The organism is Vallitalea maricola (assembly GCF_036985595.1).
In the GTDB taxonomy this organism is placed as follows: Bacteria; Bacillota; Clostridia; order Lachnospirales; family Vallitaleaceae; genus Vallitalea; species Vallitalea maricola.
Genome location: NZ_BTPU01000092.1, coordinates 1 through 20,330, shown reverse-complemented (window position 1 = coordinate 20,330; position 20,330 = coordinate 1). Strand labels below are relative to the sequence as shown.

The following is a 20,330-nucleotide window of genomic DNA, read 5'->3' as shown; positions in this document are numbered from 1 at the left end:
ACCCTAATATGTTACATTAATATTCCAATTTGTTACTCATCGTAGTCGTTTCACTTGTTCCATATAAATCATAATAGCTACTGATTATCTCCTTAACAACCTTACCAGAATTTTGCGCAGTATATCCAAAAGGTATAACTACAACTACTGCAATTTCTGGATTATCATATGGTGCAAAAGCTGTAAAAGTGGCATGGTCAGGTCTACTCTTACTTTCTTGTGAAGTACCAGTTTTTCCTGCAACTTTTATAGGTAGGTCTTGGAAAATACTATAAGCTGTACCTCTTACCCCATTTTGTTTAGTTGTCACCTTTAACATACCTGAATGAACCGTTTTAATATTTTCTGGATTAAAATTACTCTGAGTAGCTATGTTAGGAGTTCTATCTTCATATACTTCACCATTATTATTAGATATTTTATCTACAATATTCAACTCATAATTAGTTCCTCCATTAGCCAATGTACTAATATATCTAGCTAACTGAACAGGAGTATAACTGTTTTCATCCTGCCCAATAGCTGCACGTACTGGATCTTTGGTAGGATTCTTAGGCGAATATTCCGATAACTCTATTCCAGACTTACTATCTAATCCAAATTTCTCTACATATTTCATTAGTTTATTAATTCCTTCAATTGGAATATAATTACCTTCTTCATCTTTACCTAATCTTAAACCCACTTCATAAAAGAAATAGTTACATGAATCCCTAAGTGCATCTGAAACTGTTTCATTACCATGAGTTGTGCCATATGAGTTATAAATCCAACAATTTGCTGAAGGTGTTATTTTATTGAAAACACCTAAATCTCTAATGACGGTATTCTTATTTATAACCCCCTCTTCAAGACCAGCCATGGCTGAAACCATCTTAAATGTAGAACCAGGAGCTCTACGTTCTTTTGTAGCTCTATGCACAAGTGGTTTAGTTGGGTCATTAATTAATTTATAATAATAACTACTATCAAAATTATTTACAAACTTATTATTATCATAACTAGGATAACTAACAAGGGATAATACTTCACCAGTTTTAACGTCTACAACAACTGCTGAACCTGTACTAGGGTCTAAAGCCAACTGACTAGGTTTAATGTCTAAACTAGTAATCTTACTCTTCATAAAATTAAGAGCTGAGATTTTCCCTCTTTTCAAGTCAGACATTTCTTTCTCATTAGAAGTAACAATTCCTTGTTCAATGAGCATCAAACATAAGTCTCTATAAAAGAATTTTTCATTTTCCGCCATAGTAGTATAAACCAAACGTTTGAAATCGTTAGTTTCTAATATTTTTTTAATTACATAATCTATTACATAATTATATATTTCTATATCAGAAGGGTTTTCTCCTTCTTTTTTATCAATAATTACACTTTTTTCTTTAATACTTGTAGTTAATAATTCATTTATACTTATTTCATTATTCTTATATTTTTGGTAGACTTCTGTCTCAACTTCTGTTTCATCATCTTTTTTCCCATCGTCAGTTTCATTGTTTTTAACTTTCTTTCGTGTTAATAATATACCATCAGAGACTAAATTGTCAATTATATAGTCTAAATACCTATCTTCTTCTGATAAATATTGATTAACGTCGTTTGCTAAATCGTAATTAATATCGTCTAATATATTATTATAATGTTTTATAAAAGCACTATATATATTATTCTGATATTGTTCCTCACTGGAACTTTCTAATAGCTCTAATGATATGATATCATTATTAAATAATGAAGCAAATACATCTTTTAATAGAATAAAAATCCCTTTTGTAGACGGTTGCTTAGTATACATCTTTTCTACTACAACATTTGCTATTTGCTTTTCTAGAGCATCATATGTTTTAATTTGAAGCTCTTTATCAATAGTTAAAAATATATCTTTACCTGGTACAGGTTCTTCTGTTCTAATAATATTTCTTGTGCGTCCAGAAATATCAACATCAATAGTTTGTTTACCCTCAGTTCCTTTTAAGTATATTTCCATTTCTTTTTCTATACCTGCTTGGCCAACAATATCTCTAGCATTATAACCATGAACCTTCAGTTTTTCTAATTGTCCTGGACTAATTGTTTTAGTATATCCTATAATATGAGAAAAATATGTGGAATCAATATATTGTCTACGAGGTTCAACAATGATCTTTGCTCCTGGAAATTTGTCTTGATTTTCATTTATCATTGCCAATGTTTTTTCTGAGATATTCACAGCTACTTTTAGAGGTTTGTACTTAGAACCTCTAGTTAGATATAATGCATATCTTATTGCACATATTTTAATAACTTCTTCATTTGAATACTTCTCAACAGGCATATCAAAAAAATCCTCTGATCTAATATATTTTATCATATCCTCAGCGGTTAAACTTTCTTGTACTTTAGATAATCTTTTTTCCCCAAATATCTCTTTTTTGAATCTTACTATAGATGAATTAGAACCTACAAATTCAAATTCATCCTCTTCATTAATTTCTATTGGGAATGAAACAATAATACTATCTCCATTCTCTTCTATTACATTAATCAAATCACGTATCATTATACCTCTATCATCAACACGAATACTATCATCTAATGTAACAGAATAAGCTAACTCATTTACAGCAAGAGGTATTCCATTTCTATCATATATATTACCTCTAGTGCCCTCTAATACAATATTACGTTTTATCCCTATGCTAAATTCATTAGCCAACTCTTGCCCTTTAACAATCTGTAACTCAAATATTCTATTAATCAGTACCCAAAATATTAGTAAAATGACTACTAATAGAATAAATAATCTATGTTTCACTATTTTCCATACATTCAACAGTAATTCATGAATCAATTGCTATTAACCTCCTTTTTCTCTCGTGACTCTAACTTATTATTTATAAAATGAAAAAGTTTATAAACAATTACTGCTACAAGTGTTGTATAGACTAATTCTGGCATAATAATATTCCCTAAATAATATACGAAATTAAGCTTACTTCTAAACAAAAATGAAAATATGTATACATAAAGACCATATATAAAATCACAACCAGAAATAACTAATGTTGGTATTAAAATGCTTTCTTTATAAAAACTTCTATATAAATATCCACTAAAAAATCCAATGTACATGTAAATAAGAGCATAGAATCCTAATACTTTACCAAAGAAAATATCTTGGAGGAGTCCACATAAAAAACCAATTATTCCTCCTTCATATTTTCCTCTAAGAAGGGCAAAAGATACAGTAGTTATGACAAGTAAATTAGGGGAAACATTGTTGATACTAATCTCATTCATAATTGTTGACTGAAACACAATATTAATTATCAATACAATTATCATGATAATCGCTCTACGCATACCATTACCTCCCTTCACATATATCATATTTTACTTTTCTTTCCATACTTGATTAATAACTAAAACTTCTTCTAAATGTTTAAAATCAACTACAGGCTCAATGATAGCAGATTTATTTAACTTATTAGGATTTTCTTTTATATCTTTTATGGTACCTATTAAAATACCCGGTGGGTAGATTTCTGATAAATGTGATGTCACTATTTCATCACCTTTAATTACACTAGCTGATCCTTCAATGAAATCTACTTTGCAACTTCCTGAAAATTGTTTCTCACCTTGAACTACACAGGTATCTGATGTTCTCAATATTTTGGCACTAACCTTACTGGAATCATCAATAATAGATTTAACTTTGGCATAATTCTTACCTACTTCAAAAATATGCCCAACTAGACCATTTCCCGCAATAACTACCATATTAACTTTGAGCCCATCATCAGTTCCTTTATCAAGTTCAAAGACATTATACCAATTACCTGCATCTTTTCCAATTACTGAAGCACCTATTTTGGGATAACTTGGGTATTTTTTATCTAATTCATATAAATCTCTTAGTCTATCAAGTTCAATCTTATCTTGTTGAAGTATTTTGTTTTCATAGCGTAACTTATCTACTTCATCTTGTAATTCTTTATTCATACTCTCAAGAGAATTAATATTTTTTACAAAATTGACCTTATCAATAACCCAATCACCAAATACATTAACACCTTTTTGTATAGGTACTACAACACATGCTATACTATTTTCGACAGGACTTACTTTTGAGCGGGATTCCCATGTGAAAATAATAAGAACCAAACATATTAGTGTCATCAATAACAGAATATATTTTACTTGAAATTTTTTCTTTTTCAACATTTTTTACAATCCCTCCCCTATATCAATAAATAGACTTATTGTATTCATCATTTAATTATATTTCAACTTATTCTCACGTTTTGATGATATCAATATCTCTTCGTATTGTTTCATATCTCTTAAAATTGTATCTATGCCATTTACAACACATTCTTTTGGATTTTCTACTAAATTGATTGACAGAGAAGTTTCATTTTTTATCAATACATCTAAATTTCCTAGAAGGGAACTTCCCCCAGTTAGATAGACGCCTGTTTCCAATATATCAGAAGATAATTCTGGTGGTGTCTTTTCTAAAATGTATTTAATAGCATCTATTATAACATTAATATCTTCTTTCAGGGCAATATCAATATCTTCATTTGTAACAGTTACTTTCTTAGGTAATCCAGTAACTACATCTCTTCCAACTACTTCAGTAGATATGATCTCTTCTTCATCATCTATAAAAACATATCCAATTTCTTTTTTTATTTTTTCAGCTGATTTCTTACCAATATAAATACTATATTTTCTCTTAATATAGTTTTTTATATCCTCATCAAATTTATTACCACCTACTTTTAATAATTTACTTATAACAATACCTCCAAGGGAAACAACCGAAACTTCAGTAGTGCCTCCACCAATATCAACTATCATATTACCATAAGGTTTTAGAACTTCAATTCCTGCACCTACTGCAGCTGCTACTGGTTTCTCTATAAGATAAACCTTTTTAAATCTAAATCCTGAATGAACAAACAAATCGTATAAAGCTTTTCTTTCAACTTCTGATACATCATTAGGTACACTGACTATTGCAACATTATTAGAGAATTTTTTCCCCATTTTAAGATTCTTCAATTGCATTTTAAGGAGCTTACCCATGTTATCAAAGTCAGCAACTACCCCATATTGAACAGGGCTATTCATAATAATATGAGCTGGCGTTTTTTCTAACATTTCATAAGCTTCTTCTCCTACAGCGACAATATCATTTTTACTCTTATCTATAGCAATAATCTCAGGTTCATCTAATACAATGCCCTTATCTCTTTGGCTGATATGCATAATTGATGTACCCAAATCAAATCCTAATTCTCTACTAAACATAAAAATCTCCTTTCAAATCCTTGCATCATCTACAGTTACGTTAATTATTATTCTAGTTATATGCATAGTTTAAAAAGCCCAAAATGCTATTTACTATGTATACTCTTTTATATTATCTCCAAATATGGTAAATTATTTTCTTAAATTTTGGTTTACACAGTTAAAGAATAGGATTGTTCTAATTTTGAAATATACCTTGCTCTTTTAAGCTGATGTAATTACCATCTCCAATTATAATATGGTCTAATAATTTTATTCCAATAATGTCTCCTGCATTAATTATTCTTTTTGTAATCAAAATATCCTCTCTACTAGGAGTCGGATCACCACTAGGGTGATTATGCAACAAAATCACATGTACTGCATTATGTTTTAGAGCTTCAATAAACACCTCTCTAGGATTAATTAATGAAGCATTAACTGTTCCTACTGTAAGAAATTTATCGGATATAATTTGATTTTTAGTATCTAGAAATACAATTTTCAAATGCTCTTGTTTTAGATATCTAAGCTCTTCCATAAAAACGGATGCAATTGTTCCTGGAGAAGAAATCTTAAATTTCATAACTGCATTATTTTTAGAAATACGCTTTGATAATTCTGCAATAGCTTTGATTTGTATTGATTTTACTCTTCCAATACCAGATACTTTTTGTAAATCTTCTAAAGATAATTCGTATATTCCCCTTATACCTTGTTTTTTAATTCCCAGTATTCTTTGAGCTAATTCAATGGAACGTTCCTTTTTAGAACCACTTCTTATAATAATAGCTAGTAATTCTGCATCAGATAATGCACTTGGACCATAAGTCTCTAACTTTTCGTAAGGTCTCTCTGATAAAGGCAGATCTTTAACCCTCATCCTACTGTCGATTTCCATTATTAATACCCCCTAGATATAATAAAAAAATATGGTATTGAGTTAAGATTGTAATAAACATAAACTATTAGTTTATACCTATTTCTTAACTAAGGAAAATATATATTAAATAAACAATTTTGATCATATATAATCATTTAATTTAGATTTTCCTTAATTAATAATAGCAATATTGTGTTAAATATTTTATTACACAATATATAAATAGAGTTAAGGTTAATAACTAACTCTCAACTCTAATAGATAAATTTAATTAAGATATATAGTATATAAATATAATTATCTACTTATTTTTTATCTTACTTAACAATCTGAAAATAATTAACCCCTAGTTTACTTAATCCTTTATATAATTTATTTAACGGCAATCCCATTACATTATAATAGTCACCATTTATCTTTTCAATTAAAATTGATCCTACCCCTTGAATACCGTATGCACCAGCTTTATCTAGAGGTTCACCTGTTCTTATATAACAAGTTATCTCTTCTTCATTCAACTCTTTCATATATACTTCTGTCATTTCATGAGATATATATTTTTCATTAGAGTTCTTATCCAATATAGCGATACCTGTATAAACTAAATGTTTCTTTCCGGATAATTTCTCCAAGTAATCCCTGGCTTGTCCAATATCTCCAGGTTTTCCTAAAATTTTATCTTCATAAACTACTACTGTATCACAACCTATTACCAAAGAATCATTATCTGCTAATTTAGAAACGCTATTAGCCTTTTCATATGCAAGCTTCTCAACAAATTTCCACGGTAGATCTTGCTCAAAGCTTTCTTCATCCACCTGACTTACTTTTACATCAAAATCCAAATTAAGTCTTTCAAGTAATTCTTTTCTTCTGGGGGATTTGGAAGCTAAAATAATATTCTTCAAAGCCTTCACTTCCTATATTATAATTTTCTATAAACAAATATACCAGCTATTATACCAATAATACTTGTAATAGTAATCTTGAAATTCAACTGTAATACAATAACCAAAACTTCTAGATTCAATTTTACAGGATTTTCCATCCCAAATTCTAGTCCATAGTTAAGCCATCTAAGCCATTCGACATTTTTTGCAAGAGAACCTAAAAATCCTCCTAAAACGATACCAGCTAGTATGAGTAGAAATAGCGCCCATCCATTTTTATTGCTTCTTCTGTAACTCATTACATTCACCCCTTCAAATCTTGTTCAGCACTAACTATATCCTTTATTAAGGAGTCCCTTAATGAGATAATTTTATCATATATAGAAAACTTTGTATACACAAAAAACATTTTTTTTAGAACAATTTCCTAAAGTAGTAAAACCCAGTCTATATATATATTTACTTCCAATATTGTATTTTTTATTGATATAAGAAATAAATGTTGAAAAGAGATTAATATATTGTCTATTGGTGGCAAATTATTTTTGGCAATAGAAAAGCAGGTATTTAACCCTGCTCTTTTACTGTAATTGCATGTGTTGGACATTTTTCTACACATTTCATACAACCGGTACATTTATCATAATCAATTTTTGCTAAATTATTTTCAACACTTATTGCATCAAACTCACAAACCTTAGTACATAAGCGACAGCCGATACAACCAACGTCACAGCTTAATTTAACATCTTTTCCCTTGTTATTGGAGTTACATTCAACTCTAATATTATTATCATATGGTACAAGTTCTATTAAGCTCTTAGGACATGCTTCAATACACATACCACATGAAGTACATTTTTCTTCATCAACTTGAGCAATACCATCTACAATATGAATTGCATCGAACATACATGCATTAACACAACTTCCAAGTCCTAAACAACCATATTCACATGCCTTAGAACCATTTCCTTGTAGAAAGTTAGCATTTTTACAATCCATAACTCCCACATATTCATATTTTTCTCTAGCCTTATTACATGTTCCTTGGCATTTTACAAAAGCGACTTTTTTAGCATCATCAGTACTCTCTATACCAAGTAGAGTAGATATTTTTGCCGCAACATCTGAACCGCCTACAGGACATCCATTTGGTTTAGCATTACCTTCAACTACAGCTTTTGCAAATGCATCACAACCTGCATATCCACATCCACCACAGTTAGCACCTGGAAGTATATCTCTTACTTTAGGTACTTTGGGGTCAACTTCAACAGCAAATTTTTTCGCTGCAACTCCCAGTCCTAAACCGAAGACAATACCTAGTCCCCCTATACTTAAGGCAGGATATAATATACTAGTCCATTCCATATCCGTATCCTCCATTTCTAATAATTAAAACCATATATACACATGAAACCAATTTTACTGAAAATGTTGTTAAGTTCTAAATTGAAACTTAAGCTTCTCTAATTAAATCACTGTTTATATACTATTACTATTATTTAATAAGACCCGAGAAGCCTAAGAATGCAATTGCCATTAATCCAGCTGTAATAAGTACTATAGGATAGCCTTTAAATGATTTAGGTATATCATTGAATTCAATTCTTTCTCTTATACCTGCTAAAATAACAATAGCAAGGGTAAAACCTACAGCTGTTCCAAATCCATTAATGATACTTTTGATTAATGAATATTCAGCTTGCATATTTATAACAGCAACACCAAGTACTGCACAGTTAGTAGTAATAAGTGGTAAATAAACACCTAATGCTTGATAGAGTGATGGGCTACTTTTTTGAATAATCATCTCAACAAGTTGTACTAATGAAGCTATTACAAGTATGAATGCTATAGTATATAAGTATTCAATGTGAAAAGTCACCAAAATGAATTTATATACTAAATATGATATTATAGACGCTAAAGTCATAACAAATGTAACTGCGAGTCCCATTCCAAATGAAGTCTCTACTTTCTTGGATACCCCTAGAAAAGGACATATTCCTAAAAATCTTGTAAGTACAACATTATTAACCAATATTGCACCAATAAAAAGTAATAATAATTCCATTTTATCCCCCTCCTCTACGCTTTCTTAGAATCTTTGTCTTTTATTTTGTTGAATATAGCAAATAATAATCCAAGTACTATAAAAGCGCCAGGAGCTAAAATCATAATTGTAATTGGTTCATAACCTGCTGGCATTACATAAGTCTCAAGAGCAGTACCACTAAGTACAGTTCCAGCACCAAATAGTTCTCTAACGAATCCGATGATTGTTAAAGCAAATGTAAAACCAAGTCCCATTGAAACACCATCAACAATTGCTGGTAAAGCACCATTTTTTGCTGCAAATGCTTCTGCTCTTGCAAGAACGATACAGTTAACAACAATAAGTGGTATAAATAATCCAAGTGCATTATATAATGCAGGTACAAAACCTTGTAAGAACAAATCTACCATTGTAACAAATGATGCTATAATAACAATAAATGCTGGAATCCTAACTTTTGATGGTATGATATTTCTAAGTAGAGATATTACTAGATTAGAAAACAACAATACCACTGTAGTAGCAAGTCCCATACCAATTCCATTAAAAGCTGAAGTCGTTACCGCGAGTGTTGGACACATTCCTAATACTTGAACAAAAGTTGGATTTTCGTCGATTAATCCATTTTTGAATACTTTACCTAGTTTCATCTTACTGTGCCCCCTTACTAAAATTACTATTAAAATAATCACTAGCTGCATTAACAGCATTAGTTACTGCTCTTGAAGATATTGTTGCACCACTTAGTGCATCTATCTCAGTATCAGTATCCGCTCCATCTTTAACTACAGTCAACTGTTTTGTAGGCTTTTCTACGAACTGATCCTTGAACTTGTCATTATCAGCATTAGCACCAAGACCAGGTGTTTCACTGTGTTTTATGATGTCGATGCCTGAAATGGTACTATCTGCATTAATACCTACGATTAATTCTATATCTCCACCGTAACCTTCTTTAGTAACTAATTTAAAAGCATAACCTACAACTTCATCATTTCTGCTAGCCTCATAAATCTCAGTAATAACTGGCTGCTCAGATAGATCCTCTTCAATCTGTTCAAAATCTGCATCTTTTATTACACTGTTAAGAGCAGCATCTCTAATTTTTATCTGTTGCATTGCAATAGGTTCTTTAGTCACAGTATATGTTAGACCAAGCAGTAAACCAGCACATACTGTAATAGCAAAAAGAATCAGGGCGTCTTTAACAATATTATTTTTCATTTTTAGCCACCTCCCCAAAAGCTTTAGGGATTGTAAATTTATCAATTAATGGTACAAAAAGGTTCATTATTATTATTGCAAATGATACACCTTCTGGATAACTACCATATATTCTTATAACCGCAGTTAATATACCACATCCAAGACCCATAATGATTTGTCCTGTTTTTGTCATTGGTGATGATGAATAGTCAGTTGCCATATAGATAGCACCTATCATAAGACCACCACTAAAAACTTGATAAGCAGCATAATTCATATCAAATCCTCTACCGCCAATAATCAAAGAAAGTACGAAGACTGTACCAATATATAATACTGGTATTCTCCAATTGATTATCTTCCTGGCTAATAGATAGATACCTCCTAATAATAAAGCTATTGCTGAAGTCTCTCCAATACAACCTCCTATAAAACCGAAGAATGTATCTGCAATGCTTGGAAGACTTCCTGCACCTTCTTTTATTATTCCTAAAGGTGTAGCTGTAGTTACTCCATCAAGTTCCCATCTAGTCATTAATCCTGCAAAAGATATAAGTAAAAATGCTCTTGCTCCTAGAGCAGGATTCATAAAGTTCTGTCCTAGTCCACCGAATAATTGTTTAACGATTATTATAGCCACGACACTTCCTAAAACCGGTAGCCAATAAGGAACTGTATGTGGTAGATTAAGCGCTAGTAATATACCTGTTACAACTGCACTATAATCAGATATACTAAGCTTTCTCTTAGTTATATATTGAAATAGTGCCTCTGATGCAACACATGATATAACGCAAATTAAAACTATAATCAATGCTCTCACACCAAAATTATATATTCCAAATAAAGTTGCTGGCATTAAGGCAATAATTACATCTCTCATAATCTTATCAGTAGTCTTATCTGAACGAATATGAGGTGAAGACGATACTATATATTGATCTGTCACAACTAAACCCTCCTACTTAAAACATTAGAAATAATTTATTGATTCTATATATTTTTATTTCTTTTTCTTAGCCATTATAGTCCTTTTTGTTGTTCTTATAGAATGAGTTAAATGTCTATTTGAAGGACAAATATATGAGCAAGCTCCACATTCTATACAATTCATACCTTTATATTTTACAAACAAGTCATCTTCATTGTTTATAGCAAATTTGTTAAGCTCTAAAGGTAATAGATTCATTGGACATATACTTACACATTTACCACATCTAATACAATTGCTTTCTTCATTCACTGTAGCTTCTTTTTTAGTCAGACATAGTATAGATGAAGACCCTTTTATTACAGGTACATCTAGTGAAAACAGTGCCAATCCCATCATAGGTCCGCCTGAAATAACTTTAGCAGGTTCTTCCGTGAAACCACCAGCAGCCTCAATTAATTCTCGATAACTAGTACCAATTCTAACCTTAAAATTCTGTGGTTCTTTTATAGCTCCCCCACTCACAGTAACAATTCTTCTCATCAAAGGTCTTCCTCTAAGAACTGCTCTATGAATAGCTACGACTGTATCTATGTTTTGAACAATACAACCAACATCAGCTGGTAATCCGCCAGATGGAACTTCTCTCTTAGTTATGGAATAGATGAGTTGTTTTTCAGCCCCTTGTGGATACTTTGTTTTCAAAGTTGCAACGCTGATATTACTAATACCTCCCACAGCTTCTTTCATAGCTTTTATGGCATCTGGCTTATTGTCTTCTATTCCAATAACACCTTTGGCATTTGGAAAAAGATGTAGTATTATTTCGAGACCTTTTACAACTCTTTGTGTTTCTTCAATCATAATCCTATGATCAGATGTCAAATAAGGCTCACACTCTGCACCATTAACAATTATATGATCAATCTTTTTCTCTGGAGGAGGAGATAATTTTATGAATGTTGGAAATGTTGCTCCACCCATACCTACTATACCAGCCTCTTTTATAATATTAATTATTTCTTCCCTTGAAAGGTTCTTATAGTCCTTTCTTTCTTTCATTTCTATTTCCGTATATTCACCATCATTTTCAATAACAATCCCTTGTACTTTTGAACCATTAGGATGAAGTACATCTTTAATAGCTTTAACTGTACCTGAAACTGTTGCATGGATTGGTGAAGAAACGAATCCTTGAGGTTCTCCTATTTTCTGCCCCATTAAAACTTTATCACCTTTTTTTACTAAAGGTTTGCAAGGTGCTCCTATATGTTGTAACATTGGGAAAACCAAATCACCTTTTGGCATATAAATCTTAATAGGTTTTTTTTCTGTGAAATCTTTAGAATGACTAGGATGAATGCCTCTTTTAAAAGTCAATGCTCCCATTAGTATCCCCCTGTCTTTGTTTGTTTTTAATGAATAAATTATTTTTTTCACTTTAGATATATTACTAATAAATATAATTATTAGTATTCAATGTTGTAATAGTATCTATTTCCATATTAATAATAATACAATTACCCCAGTAATACAAGAATTGATAAAAAAAGTACAAAGTAGCAATCTTGTGTAATACTATTAATATGGCACTATTGTTTATTGTATACAATATGCCTCCTTTCTTTTACCCTTTAATTTACTAAAAAAAGTTATAATTATTAGTAAGTTTGTTAATTCATTAACATTAGATGAAATCTATAAGATAAAAAAGCTCAAAGATATAATGTTATACCTTTCAGCTTTTGTCTCCGTCGCTCTTAAGCTCATTAATATTTTCTTTTAAAAATTCCTTCAACCATTTGATAACATCTAAATTAGTTAATGGTACTTCATCACCCAAAACTTCTTTTAGTTCTTTTGTAGATATATCAAATGATTTCTCATTATAGTAATGCTTATATTGTATATCAATATCACCATTAGATGAAATAAGTGTTGCTATTGTTGCTATCATATCACCTATAGGTGGTCTATCAATATGATTATATTCCATACTGGCTTTTATATAAGTACCTTGTTTGATAGAGGAATCTATCTCCAATCTACCATTACAAATGTTACAAGTATTATCTAACAATGGTATTCCTAGTCCTACACGTCTCATGGTTCTTGATGTAGTAAAAGGATTGCGAATGTCTTTTAATATTTCTTCATCTATTCCTGCCCCATTATCTTTAATACTAAATTCAAAAATATTATCTTTGATTAATTCTTTCACTAAAATAGTAATTATGTTTGCATCAGCTCTTATACTATTCTGTGCAATATCAAGTATATGCATAGATAATTCTTTCATATTTAACAGATTCCTTTCATAAAACCTTTAAATATTTTTAATTCCTAATGCTACAAGATCGCTAACCATTTCAAAAGATGATTTTTTTGTAGTTAATATAGGTATATTTTCCTCATCTGCCTTAATGATAGCATCTTCTTCAACCTTAAATCCTTCTGATACAATTATACACGCAGAACCAGTAAGTACTGCTACTGCTACTATATTAACATGGCTTTGGATTGTAATCCACACATTACCCTCTTTTGCTTTACCCATTACCACGCTCAATAAATCACCTACAAAACCGCCTTTTATTTCACCTTGTAACCCTTCTTTACCAGCAACCAATTCAAGGTTAAGCTTACTTTTTAATTCTTCAACTGTCATTGTGATGACCTCTTTTCTAATATCTTATTATTTATAGTTTCATTACTAATGGATGGTGGCATTTTTTGTGCTAATGTAACCATTTGTTCAGCCATTTCTCTTACCTTTTGTCTTAACATGAACACACAATCCTCTATATTAGCTTTATCACAGACTATATCTTCGGCTAATGCTCTGCAAGTTGGTGCCCCACAGGAACCACAGTCAATCTTTGGCAAAATATCATATATTTTTTCTAAGTGTTCTAACTTTTCTATGGCTTTTTCTACATCATCATCAAGCTTCATGACTTGTTTAGTTTCTAATGATTTAGACCAATATAAATCTATTTTTCCATCAAACAATGGTATATCCCGTTTTTTGCCTTCGCCACTGTTATATTTCTTGATTTTATCCATTCTATTACTGGAAACGAAGCAATTCTCTACGGTTAGTGGACCGCCAAGACATCCTCCAACGCATGCTAGGCATTCAATGAAATTAACATCATCAAGCTTACCATTTTCTACTTTCTCCAGTATTTTAATAACATTTTCAATACCATCTACAGCTATATGATTCTCAATACCAGATGCATATCCTTCACCACCAGTATGAGCCCAGCCAATACCTGTATTACTACTCATTTGAAGTATCTCTGGTTCTTTAATAGTCTTTATTACCGGAACTAATTTGAGATATATTTCCTTTAGTGAAATAACACCATCTACATAGGATTCATCAATAACTTGCGGCTGTTTACTATTAGTAACTTTTGCAGCACAGGGCGATATAAAGAATACTCCTATATCCTCTTTTCTGATTCCTTTACCTACCAAGTATTTTTTAGCATATCTTGCCATTGCCTCTTTTGGTGATATGATTGGTAAAATATTAGGTATTAAAGATGGAAATCTAATTTGAATAAGTTTTACTATTGCTGGACATGCAGAAGATATAACTGGTTTAAGCAAATTACCTTTTGCTATCATTCTTTTACTCTCTTCGGTTATAATCTCAGCTGCCCTTGCAACTTCAAAAACCTCATCAAAACCAAGTTTTTTTAATGCTGTCAAAATAATATTAGGGTCTACAATTCCTCTAAATTGTGTATACAATGTAGGAGCTGGTATAGCTACCTTAAATTTATAGTCATTTATTTTATCTAATGGTTCTGTTATTGCTTTTTTAGCATGGTTACGACAGACTCTAATACACATACCGCAATCAATACACCGCTCGTCCATGATATGTGCTTTTCCATTTCTAACTCTTATGGCTTCTGTTGGACAACGCTTAATACAATCTGTACAACCAATGCATTTATCTATATCTAACCTTACAGAATGTAGTACTTCCTCCATACTTAGCCTCCTCAAAACCTATTTATTAATCTGATACCTTCTAATCTTTTATGTTAAAAGTTAGTTCAAGTTTTGTTCCTTTTCCTAATTTTGTCTCTATCTCCATGTTATCACTATGTTTCTTTATATTAGGTAATCCCATTCCTGCACCAAAACCCATTTCTCTAGCTTTTCTTGATGCTGTAGAGTAACCTTCTTGCATTGCCAAATCAATATTTTCTATTCCTGGACCTTCGTCGTTGATAACAACATCTATGGTTTCTGGAGTTATCTCTACATCAATGACTCCTCCATTAGCATGAATTACCATATTTATCTCTGCTTCATACATACATATGGATACTTTTCGAATAATAATAGGAGATATTCCAAGTTGTTTTAAAGTCTTTTTCAATTTACTTGATGCAACTCCTGCAGAAATAAACTCGCCACCTTCAACATCATAGTGAATCTTCATCGTGAGCTATCTCCTCTCCTTCTAAACCATTTTTATACAGTAACCCACATGCTGTAAATAAAGTATGTTTAGTTGTTAATAAAATAATATTTTTCATTTCTGCCATACGTATTAGTTCACTGCTAGGTCGTTTACCTCTCACAAAAGCTATTGCATTAATATCTAACATCTCAGCTGTCCTAATCACCTGAGGATGAACAAGTCCTGAAAGTAATATGATATCATTTCTGACAAATGCTAATACGTCGCTCATTAGATCGCATCCATACCCATAATCTATATTTAAATCTAACATGTCTTCCCCAGTCAGTATGTCTGCATCCAATATTTCTCTAATTTCACTTATACGCATTATTATTCTTACCTCCCCATAAAATTAAAATTATGGTTGCGTTTACGTGTTAATATTATAACAGATTGTTATGTTTATGACAATCCTTAATCTTTTACACAAAGTCATAAGATATACAGATACTCGTATTTCCATTACAAAGGCATTTATAACTAAAATGTTAGTTTATCTAAAATATTTTCAATTCCTATTTCTTTAACAATCTGAATAACTTCTTGAGTACGCTTACACTTAAATTTCCTTAAAATACTACTTACATGATACTTAACCGTTGATAATTCTACAGATCTAACATCAGCTATTTCTCTTTGTTTTTTTCCAAAAAGCAATAGTTTTAATATATCCATTTCAGAAGATGTTAGAGTTGCGATGATATTGGTAACTGTTAATAAATTGTTCTTATATGTACCAAGACTAAGCATAGTTTTTCTAATAGCATTGGCAGCATAAGGACGTATAGGTGATTGATTATTATAAGCCGCTCTTATTGATTCAAGTATAATTGATGAACTATTATTTTTCAAAAGATAATCCACTACCCCAACTTCATATGCTGAGATAATTACTTCTTCATCTTCATAACAAGTAAGAATAATTATTTTAATATTTGGAAATTTTTCAAGAATTTTCTTGCTATACTCAATACCAGCACTTTTTGTTTCCATTTCTATATCCATTAATATAATATCTGGCTCTCTTTTAATTACCATCTCATAAATATCTTTACCGGAAAAAGCAGTACCGATTACCTCCATATCATGTTCATAATTAATAAGGTTTTTAAATATGTCATTAAGTGTCTTATAATCTTCTGCAATCATACATCTAATTATTTCACTCATTCTTATAATCTCCTTATGTTGGGTATATATATTTCTACACAAGTACCTTTACCTTCAACACTATTAATATGGATAACTCCACCAAAAGCATTTATAACCTTTTGGCAAAACGCTAACCCTACACCCCAGTTAGAAACAGTTGGCTTTGTTGAGTAAAAAGGTCTAAATATTTTTTTAATATCTTTTTTATGAATACCTTGCCCATTATCAATTATTTTAATAATGCCATAATTACTCTTTTCTTCAATAACAATTATGATTGTAGTGTTTTCATTATTATTACATGCTTCAATTGCATTAATTAAGTTATTTTCAATAACTTTTTTAAATTGTTTCTTATCAATATACAAATACACTTCTTTTATGTTGTTTTGAATAAAGTGGATTTCTTTGTACATTCCTTGAAATTTCATAATAATGTTATGGATTTCTTCATTAATGAAAATCTTTTCATATTTCAAATCAATCTTCTCAATTTTTCTAGATAAAGAACCGAGTCGATCAATGGATTCATTACAAACTGTAACTATTTGTCTTTGTAATTCTTTCTTTTTATTCTCATCTGTTTCTTTCGTTAGTTGTTCTGAAAGAAATTTCACAGCTATAAATTGATTTTTGATAGAATGTGAAAAAATTTTAATTCCAAAATGGGCAGTTTTTACTTGATTTTCAAAATCAATCTGTGTTTTCCTTACATTTGTTTCAAATATATTATACTTTAGCAAAGCATATATAAGTATAATTACAGATATAATACAAATAAAAGATATTGTCTTATATAACATATTACTGTAGGTATAACTGTAAATATGTAGTTGTTCATATCTTCTAAATACAATTCTATGATTAGGAAATCTAAAAAAAAGCACAAAAAATAATATATTAATGGGTATAATACCGATTATGATGTATTTATATTTCTTTAATAATATATGGGGAGTTTTAATATAATGGTATATCATATTCATGATAGAACCAAATAAATAACTTTTTATAACTATATTAAAAATATTATTTATTGATTTCATGGTTGAATCAATATTGATTATAGATTGCTCATAAAAAGGATATTTCTTAATCTTGTATATTTTACCAAGTATTATTGGATCATAAATAATGATTAATAACAGAGGTATTATACTTAATAAGACATAATATTTTTGTTTATGTATGGTATTAAAATATGTAATAGAGTAACACATAGCTCCATATATATACACTGCTGTACCTATATTCATTATCCTGTATATTCTATATATATCAAGTTTAAGATAATAATTAAGTAACCAAATATACTTGTCAATATCTTTAAACAGTCTATTTTCAAGCATACAAGCATAATTTATATAAGTAGTATAAAAAGCAAGACCAAATATAGCTAGGCAGAATCCTACTAACATAATAACAAACCATGTAATATTTTTATTCTGGTAATTTTTTACAATAAGTAGTATAATAAAAACAATATATAATATGATAAGATAAATCATCCTAGCACCCCACATAGTAAATGTCTTTATTTTGATAGCCGTCATAATTTTGCATATTGAAATATAAATAGTATAATTACAATTAATTTTACCACTATGGAAGAAACAAATCAATTAGTTGATTTTAGATATAATTCAAAAATTTAATTATAAAAAAAGAAAAGTAACCAATCTATATATAGCTTGAATTTGATAGATACTTTTCTTTTTTGTTTTTTCTCTCAATATATAGATATATATTGAAGATATTTATATTCTATTTACTTCTTAATTATTTGCTAAACACCATTTTCTAAATCTAGTACCGTATCCTACTCTTTACTCTTTAACCGCTCCCATTGTAAGACCTTCCATTATAGTTCTTGAAAGAATTATATATACTAAAAATGTAGGTACAACGACTGTTGTAAATCCAGCAAATAAACTCACCCAATCACCTGTATACTGCATTGAGCCTTGTAATGAATACAAACCCATTGATAATGTATACTTACCTTCTGCTGATAAAAGTGTTAAAGCTAACAAGAATTCATTCCATAACCATATTAAATTAAATATTCCTGATGTAACCAAGGCAGGTCTACCAAGAGGGAGCATAATCTTAAAAAATGTCTTTATAGGAGAACAACCATCTATATAGGATGCTTCCTCAAGAGTGCTTGGTAGTGTCTTAAAGAATCCCATCATTAGAAAAACTGTAAATGGTATTGATAAAGCAATATATACCAAACATAATCCTGTTAACGTATTAATCAAATTAAGTTTAAAGAGTATAAAAAACAAAGGAACCAATAAAAGCTGGTATGGTACACCCATTCCAAAAGTAAAAAGTTTTGTAAAGAAATTTTTCATCTTAAATTTTATTCTAGACAGAACATAAGCAACTGGAGCACATATGATAAGCAATCCTATAACAGCAACAATAACAACTATTAAGCTATTTGCAAAGTATATGCCAAGTTTATAGTTTTTCCATATTGTAATGTAATTATCCCATTGAGGGTTTTGAAACAATCCCCACATATTCTCAAATAGTTGTCTATTTGTTTTCAATGAGCTAATAACTATCCATATAAATGCAAATAATGAAAATCCACACCATATATTTAGAAATATTTTTATAACTAAACTAGGTATTTTTGATAGTATCTTCTTCATCTTTTTCACCACCTTAATTTTATTTAATATTCAATAGTATCTTTTTTAGACATTAACGAGATGATGACTACAAATAATACAATTAATAAGAACATAATAACTCCCATTGCTGTACTATAGCCCATTCTATATATAGTTACCCTTCTTCCAAATGCTGTTATATACATGTATGTAGCTAAATTTTGAGCACCCGGCGGAGGAACATCTACTCCACCACCCCAAGCATATAATAAGGTAAATTCCTTGACTGCATTGATACACCATAGAATTATTGCTGTAATCAATACATCCCATATCATAGGTATCTTAATTGAAAAGAATATTTTAAATTCACTTGCTCCTTCTAACTGTGCAGCTTCAATTAATCCTGTTGGAATTCTATCCAGTGCTGCTAATAGGATAACACAATAAAAACCTGTATACATCCAAACTAAGGTTGCAAGAATAGCCCATATTAAACTACCAGGAGCTAACCATGCTTTCTCAAACTGCCCCAAACCTATAACTCTAAGTATGCCATTAAGTATTCCATATTGTTTGTTATATATAAAAGACCAAAGAATTGCAATAGCTACTGGATTTATAATAGATGGGAAAAATAGTAATGCACGATAAAATTTCTTTCCTTTAATGTTAGTGGTTAAAACTCCACATAATAGAAAAGAAATCCCAAATATTAAAATACCTCCTCCAAATATAATGATTGTCGTATTTTTCATGACAACTGACCAAAAATGTTGATCTTTGAATAATTCTATGAAATTT

General features: G+C 30.2%; 22 protein-coding genes. All 22 read right to left on the bottom strand.

Going from position 1 to position 20,330, the window contains the following annotated elements; all coding sequences use genetic code 11:
- Positions 1-16: 16 nt before the first annotated feature.
- Positions 17-2,833 (bottom strand): penicillin-binding transpeptidase domain-containing protein, encoded by a 2,817-nt coding sequence (locus AACQ14_RS21355; protein WP_339365601.1) that lies wholly within the window; start codon positions 2,831-2,833, stop codon positions 17-19.
- Entirely contained in the window at positions 2,830-3,345 is a 516-nt protein-coding gene (gene mreD, locus AACQ14_RS21350) for a rod shape-determining protein MreD (RefSeq protein ID WP_339365600.1), read from the bottom strand. The genes AACQ14_RS21355 and mreD overlap by 4 nt, the downstream gene beginning before the upstream one ends.
- A gap of 30 nt (positions 3,346-3,375) precedes the next feature.
- Positions 3,376-4,209 carry a rod shape-determining protein MreC gene (gene mreC, locus AACQ14_RS21345; RefSeq protein WP_339365599.1) on the bottom strand — a complete coding sequence of 278 codons (834 nt, stop codon included), beginning with the start codon at positions 4,207-4,209 and terminating at the stop codon, positions 3,376-3,378.
- 51 nt (positions 4,210-4,260) lie between these two features.
- A complete protein-coding gene (gene mreB, locus AACQ14_RS21340) occupies positions 4,261-5,304 on the bottom strand; it encodes a rod shape-determining protein (protein ID WP_339365598.1) in 1,044 nt (347 codons plus the stop codon).
- A 178-nt stretch (positions 5,305-5,482) separates the two neighbouring features.
- Positions 5,483-6,184, bottom strand: a complete 702-nt coding sequence (gene radC, locus AACQ14_RS21335; protein ID WP_339365597.1) for a RadC family protein — start codon at positions 6,182-6,184, stop codon at positions 5,483-5,485.
- Between the two features lie 299 nt (positions 6,185-6,483).
- On the bottom strand, positions 6,484-7,074 hold the full coding sequence (locus tag AACQ14_RS21330; protein WP_423248003.1) for a Maf family protein: 591 nt from the start codon (positions 7,072-7,074) through the stop codon (positions 6,484-6,486).
- A gap of 17 nt (positions 7,075-7,091) precedes the next feature.
- Positions 7,092-7,355, bottom strand: coding sequence for a DUF4321 domain-containing protein (locus tag AACQ14_RS21325; RefSeq protein WP_339365595.1), 264 nt, complete (start codon positions 7,353-7,355; stop codon positions 7,092-7,094).
- 268 nt (positions 7,356-7,623) lie between these two features.
- Entirely contained in the window at positions 7,624-8,430 is an 807-nt protein-coding gene (locus AACQ14_RS21320; RefSeq protein ID WP_339365594.1) for an RnfABCDGE type electron transport complex subunit B, read from the bottom strand.
- A 130-nt stretch (positions 8,431-8,560) separates the two neighbouring features.
- Positions 8,561-9,136: an electron transport complex subunit RsxA gene (gene rsxA / locus AACQ14_RS21315; protein ID WP_113675100.1), complete on the bottom strand. Its 576-nt coding sequence runs from the start codon at positions 9,134-9,136 to the stop codon at positions 8,561-8,563.
- Positions 9,137-9,150: 14 nt separating this feature from the next.
- Complete coding sequence (gene rsxE, locus AACQ14_RS21310) at positions 9,151-9,768, bottom strand: electron transport complex subunit RsxE (protein WP_113675101.1); 618 nt, start codon at positions 9,766-9,768, stop codon at positions 9,151-9,153.
- A 1-nt stretch (position 9,769) separates the two neighbouring features.
- Complete coding sequence (locus tag AACQ14_RS21305) at positions 9,770-10,342, bottom strand: RnfABCDGE type electron transport complex subunit G (RefSeq protein ID WP_339365593.1); 573 nt, start codon at positions 10,340-10,342, stop codon at positions 9,770-9,772.
- On the bottom strand, positions 10,332-11,273 hold the full coding sequence (locus tag AACQ14_RS21300; RefSeq protein ID WP_339365592.1) for an RnfABCDGE type electron transport complex subunit D: 942 nt from the start codon (positions 11,271-11,273) through the stop codon (positions 10,332-10,334). Before AACQ14_RS21300 ends, AACQ14_RS21305 begins: the two co-directional genes overlap by 11 nt.
- 54 nt (positions 11,274-11,327) lie before the next feature.
- Entirely contained in the window at positions 11,328-12,644 is a 1,317-nt protein-coding gene (rsxC, locus tag AACQ14_RS21295) for an electron transport complex subunit RsxC (protein WP_339365591.1), read from the bottom strand.
- Between the two features lie 349 nt (positions 12,645-12,993).
- Positions 12,994-13,554 (bottom strand): ATP-binding protein, encoded by a 561-nt coding sequence (locus tag AACQ14_RS21290; protein WP_339365590.1) that lies wholly within the window; start codon positions 13,552-13,554, stop codon positions 12,994-12,996.
- 27 nt (positions 13,555-13,581) lie between these two features.
- On the bottom strand, positions 13,582-13,923 hold the full coding sequence (locus tag AACQ14_RS21285) for a DRTGG domain-containing protein (RefSeq protein WP_339365589.1): 342 nt from the start codon (positions 13,921-13,923) through the stop codon (positions 13,582-13,584).
- A complete protein-coding gene (locus AACQ14_RS21280; protein WP_339365588.1) occupies positions 13,920-15,266 on the bottom strand; it encodes a [Fe-Fe] hydrogenase large subunit C-terminal domain-containing protein in 1,347 nt (448 codons plus the stop codon). Before AACQ14_RS21280 ends, AACQ14_RS21285 begins: the two co-directional genes overlap by 4 nt.
- Positions 15,267-15,306: 40 nt before the next feature.
- The gene (locus AACQ14_RS21275) at positions 15,307-15,723 is read right to left on the bottom strand and encodes an ATP-binding protein (protein ID WP_339365587.1); all 417 of its coding nucleotides are present in this window, start codon (positions 15,721-15,723) and stop codon (positions 15,307-15,309) included.
- Positions 15,707-16,075 (bottom strand): hypothetical protein, encoded by a 369-nt coding sequence (locus tag AACQ14_RS21270; protein ID WP_339365586.1) that lies wholly within the window; start codon positions 16,073-16,075, stop codon positions 15,707-15,709. Before AACQ14_RS21270 ends, AACQ14_RS21275 begins: the two co-directional genes overlap by 17 nt.
- A 152-nt stretch (positions 16,076-16,227) precedes the next feature.
- Entirely contained in the window at positions 16,228-16,917 is a 690-nt protein-coding gene (locus AACQ14_RS21265) for a response regulator transcription factor (RefSeq protein ID WP_339365585.1), read from the bottom strand.
- A gap of 2 nt (positions 16,918-16,919) precedes the next feature.
- Positions 16,920-18,452, bottom strand: a complete 1,533-nt coding sequence (locus AACQ14_RS21260) for a sensor histidine kinase (RefSeq protein WP_339365584.1) — start codon at positions 18,450-18,452, stop codon at positions 16,920-16,922.
- 273 nt (positions 18,453-18,725) lie between these two features.
- Positions 18,726-19,565 (bottom strand): carbohydrate ABC transporter permease, encoded by an 840-nt coding sequence (locus AACQ14_RS21255; RefSeq protein WP_339365583.1) that lies wholly within the window; start codon positions 19,563-19,565, stop codon positions 18,726-18,728.
- 23 nt (positions 19,566-19,588) lie between these two features.
- Positions 19,589-20,330: carbohydrate ABC transporter permease (locus tag AACQ14_RS21250; RefSeq protein ID WP_339365582.1), on the bottom strand; the 742-nt coding region annotated here is incomplete at its 5' end.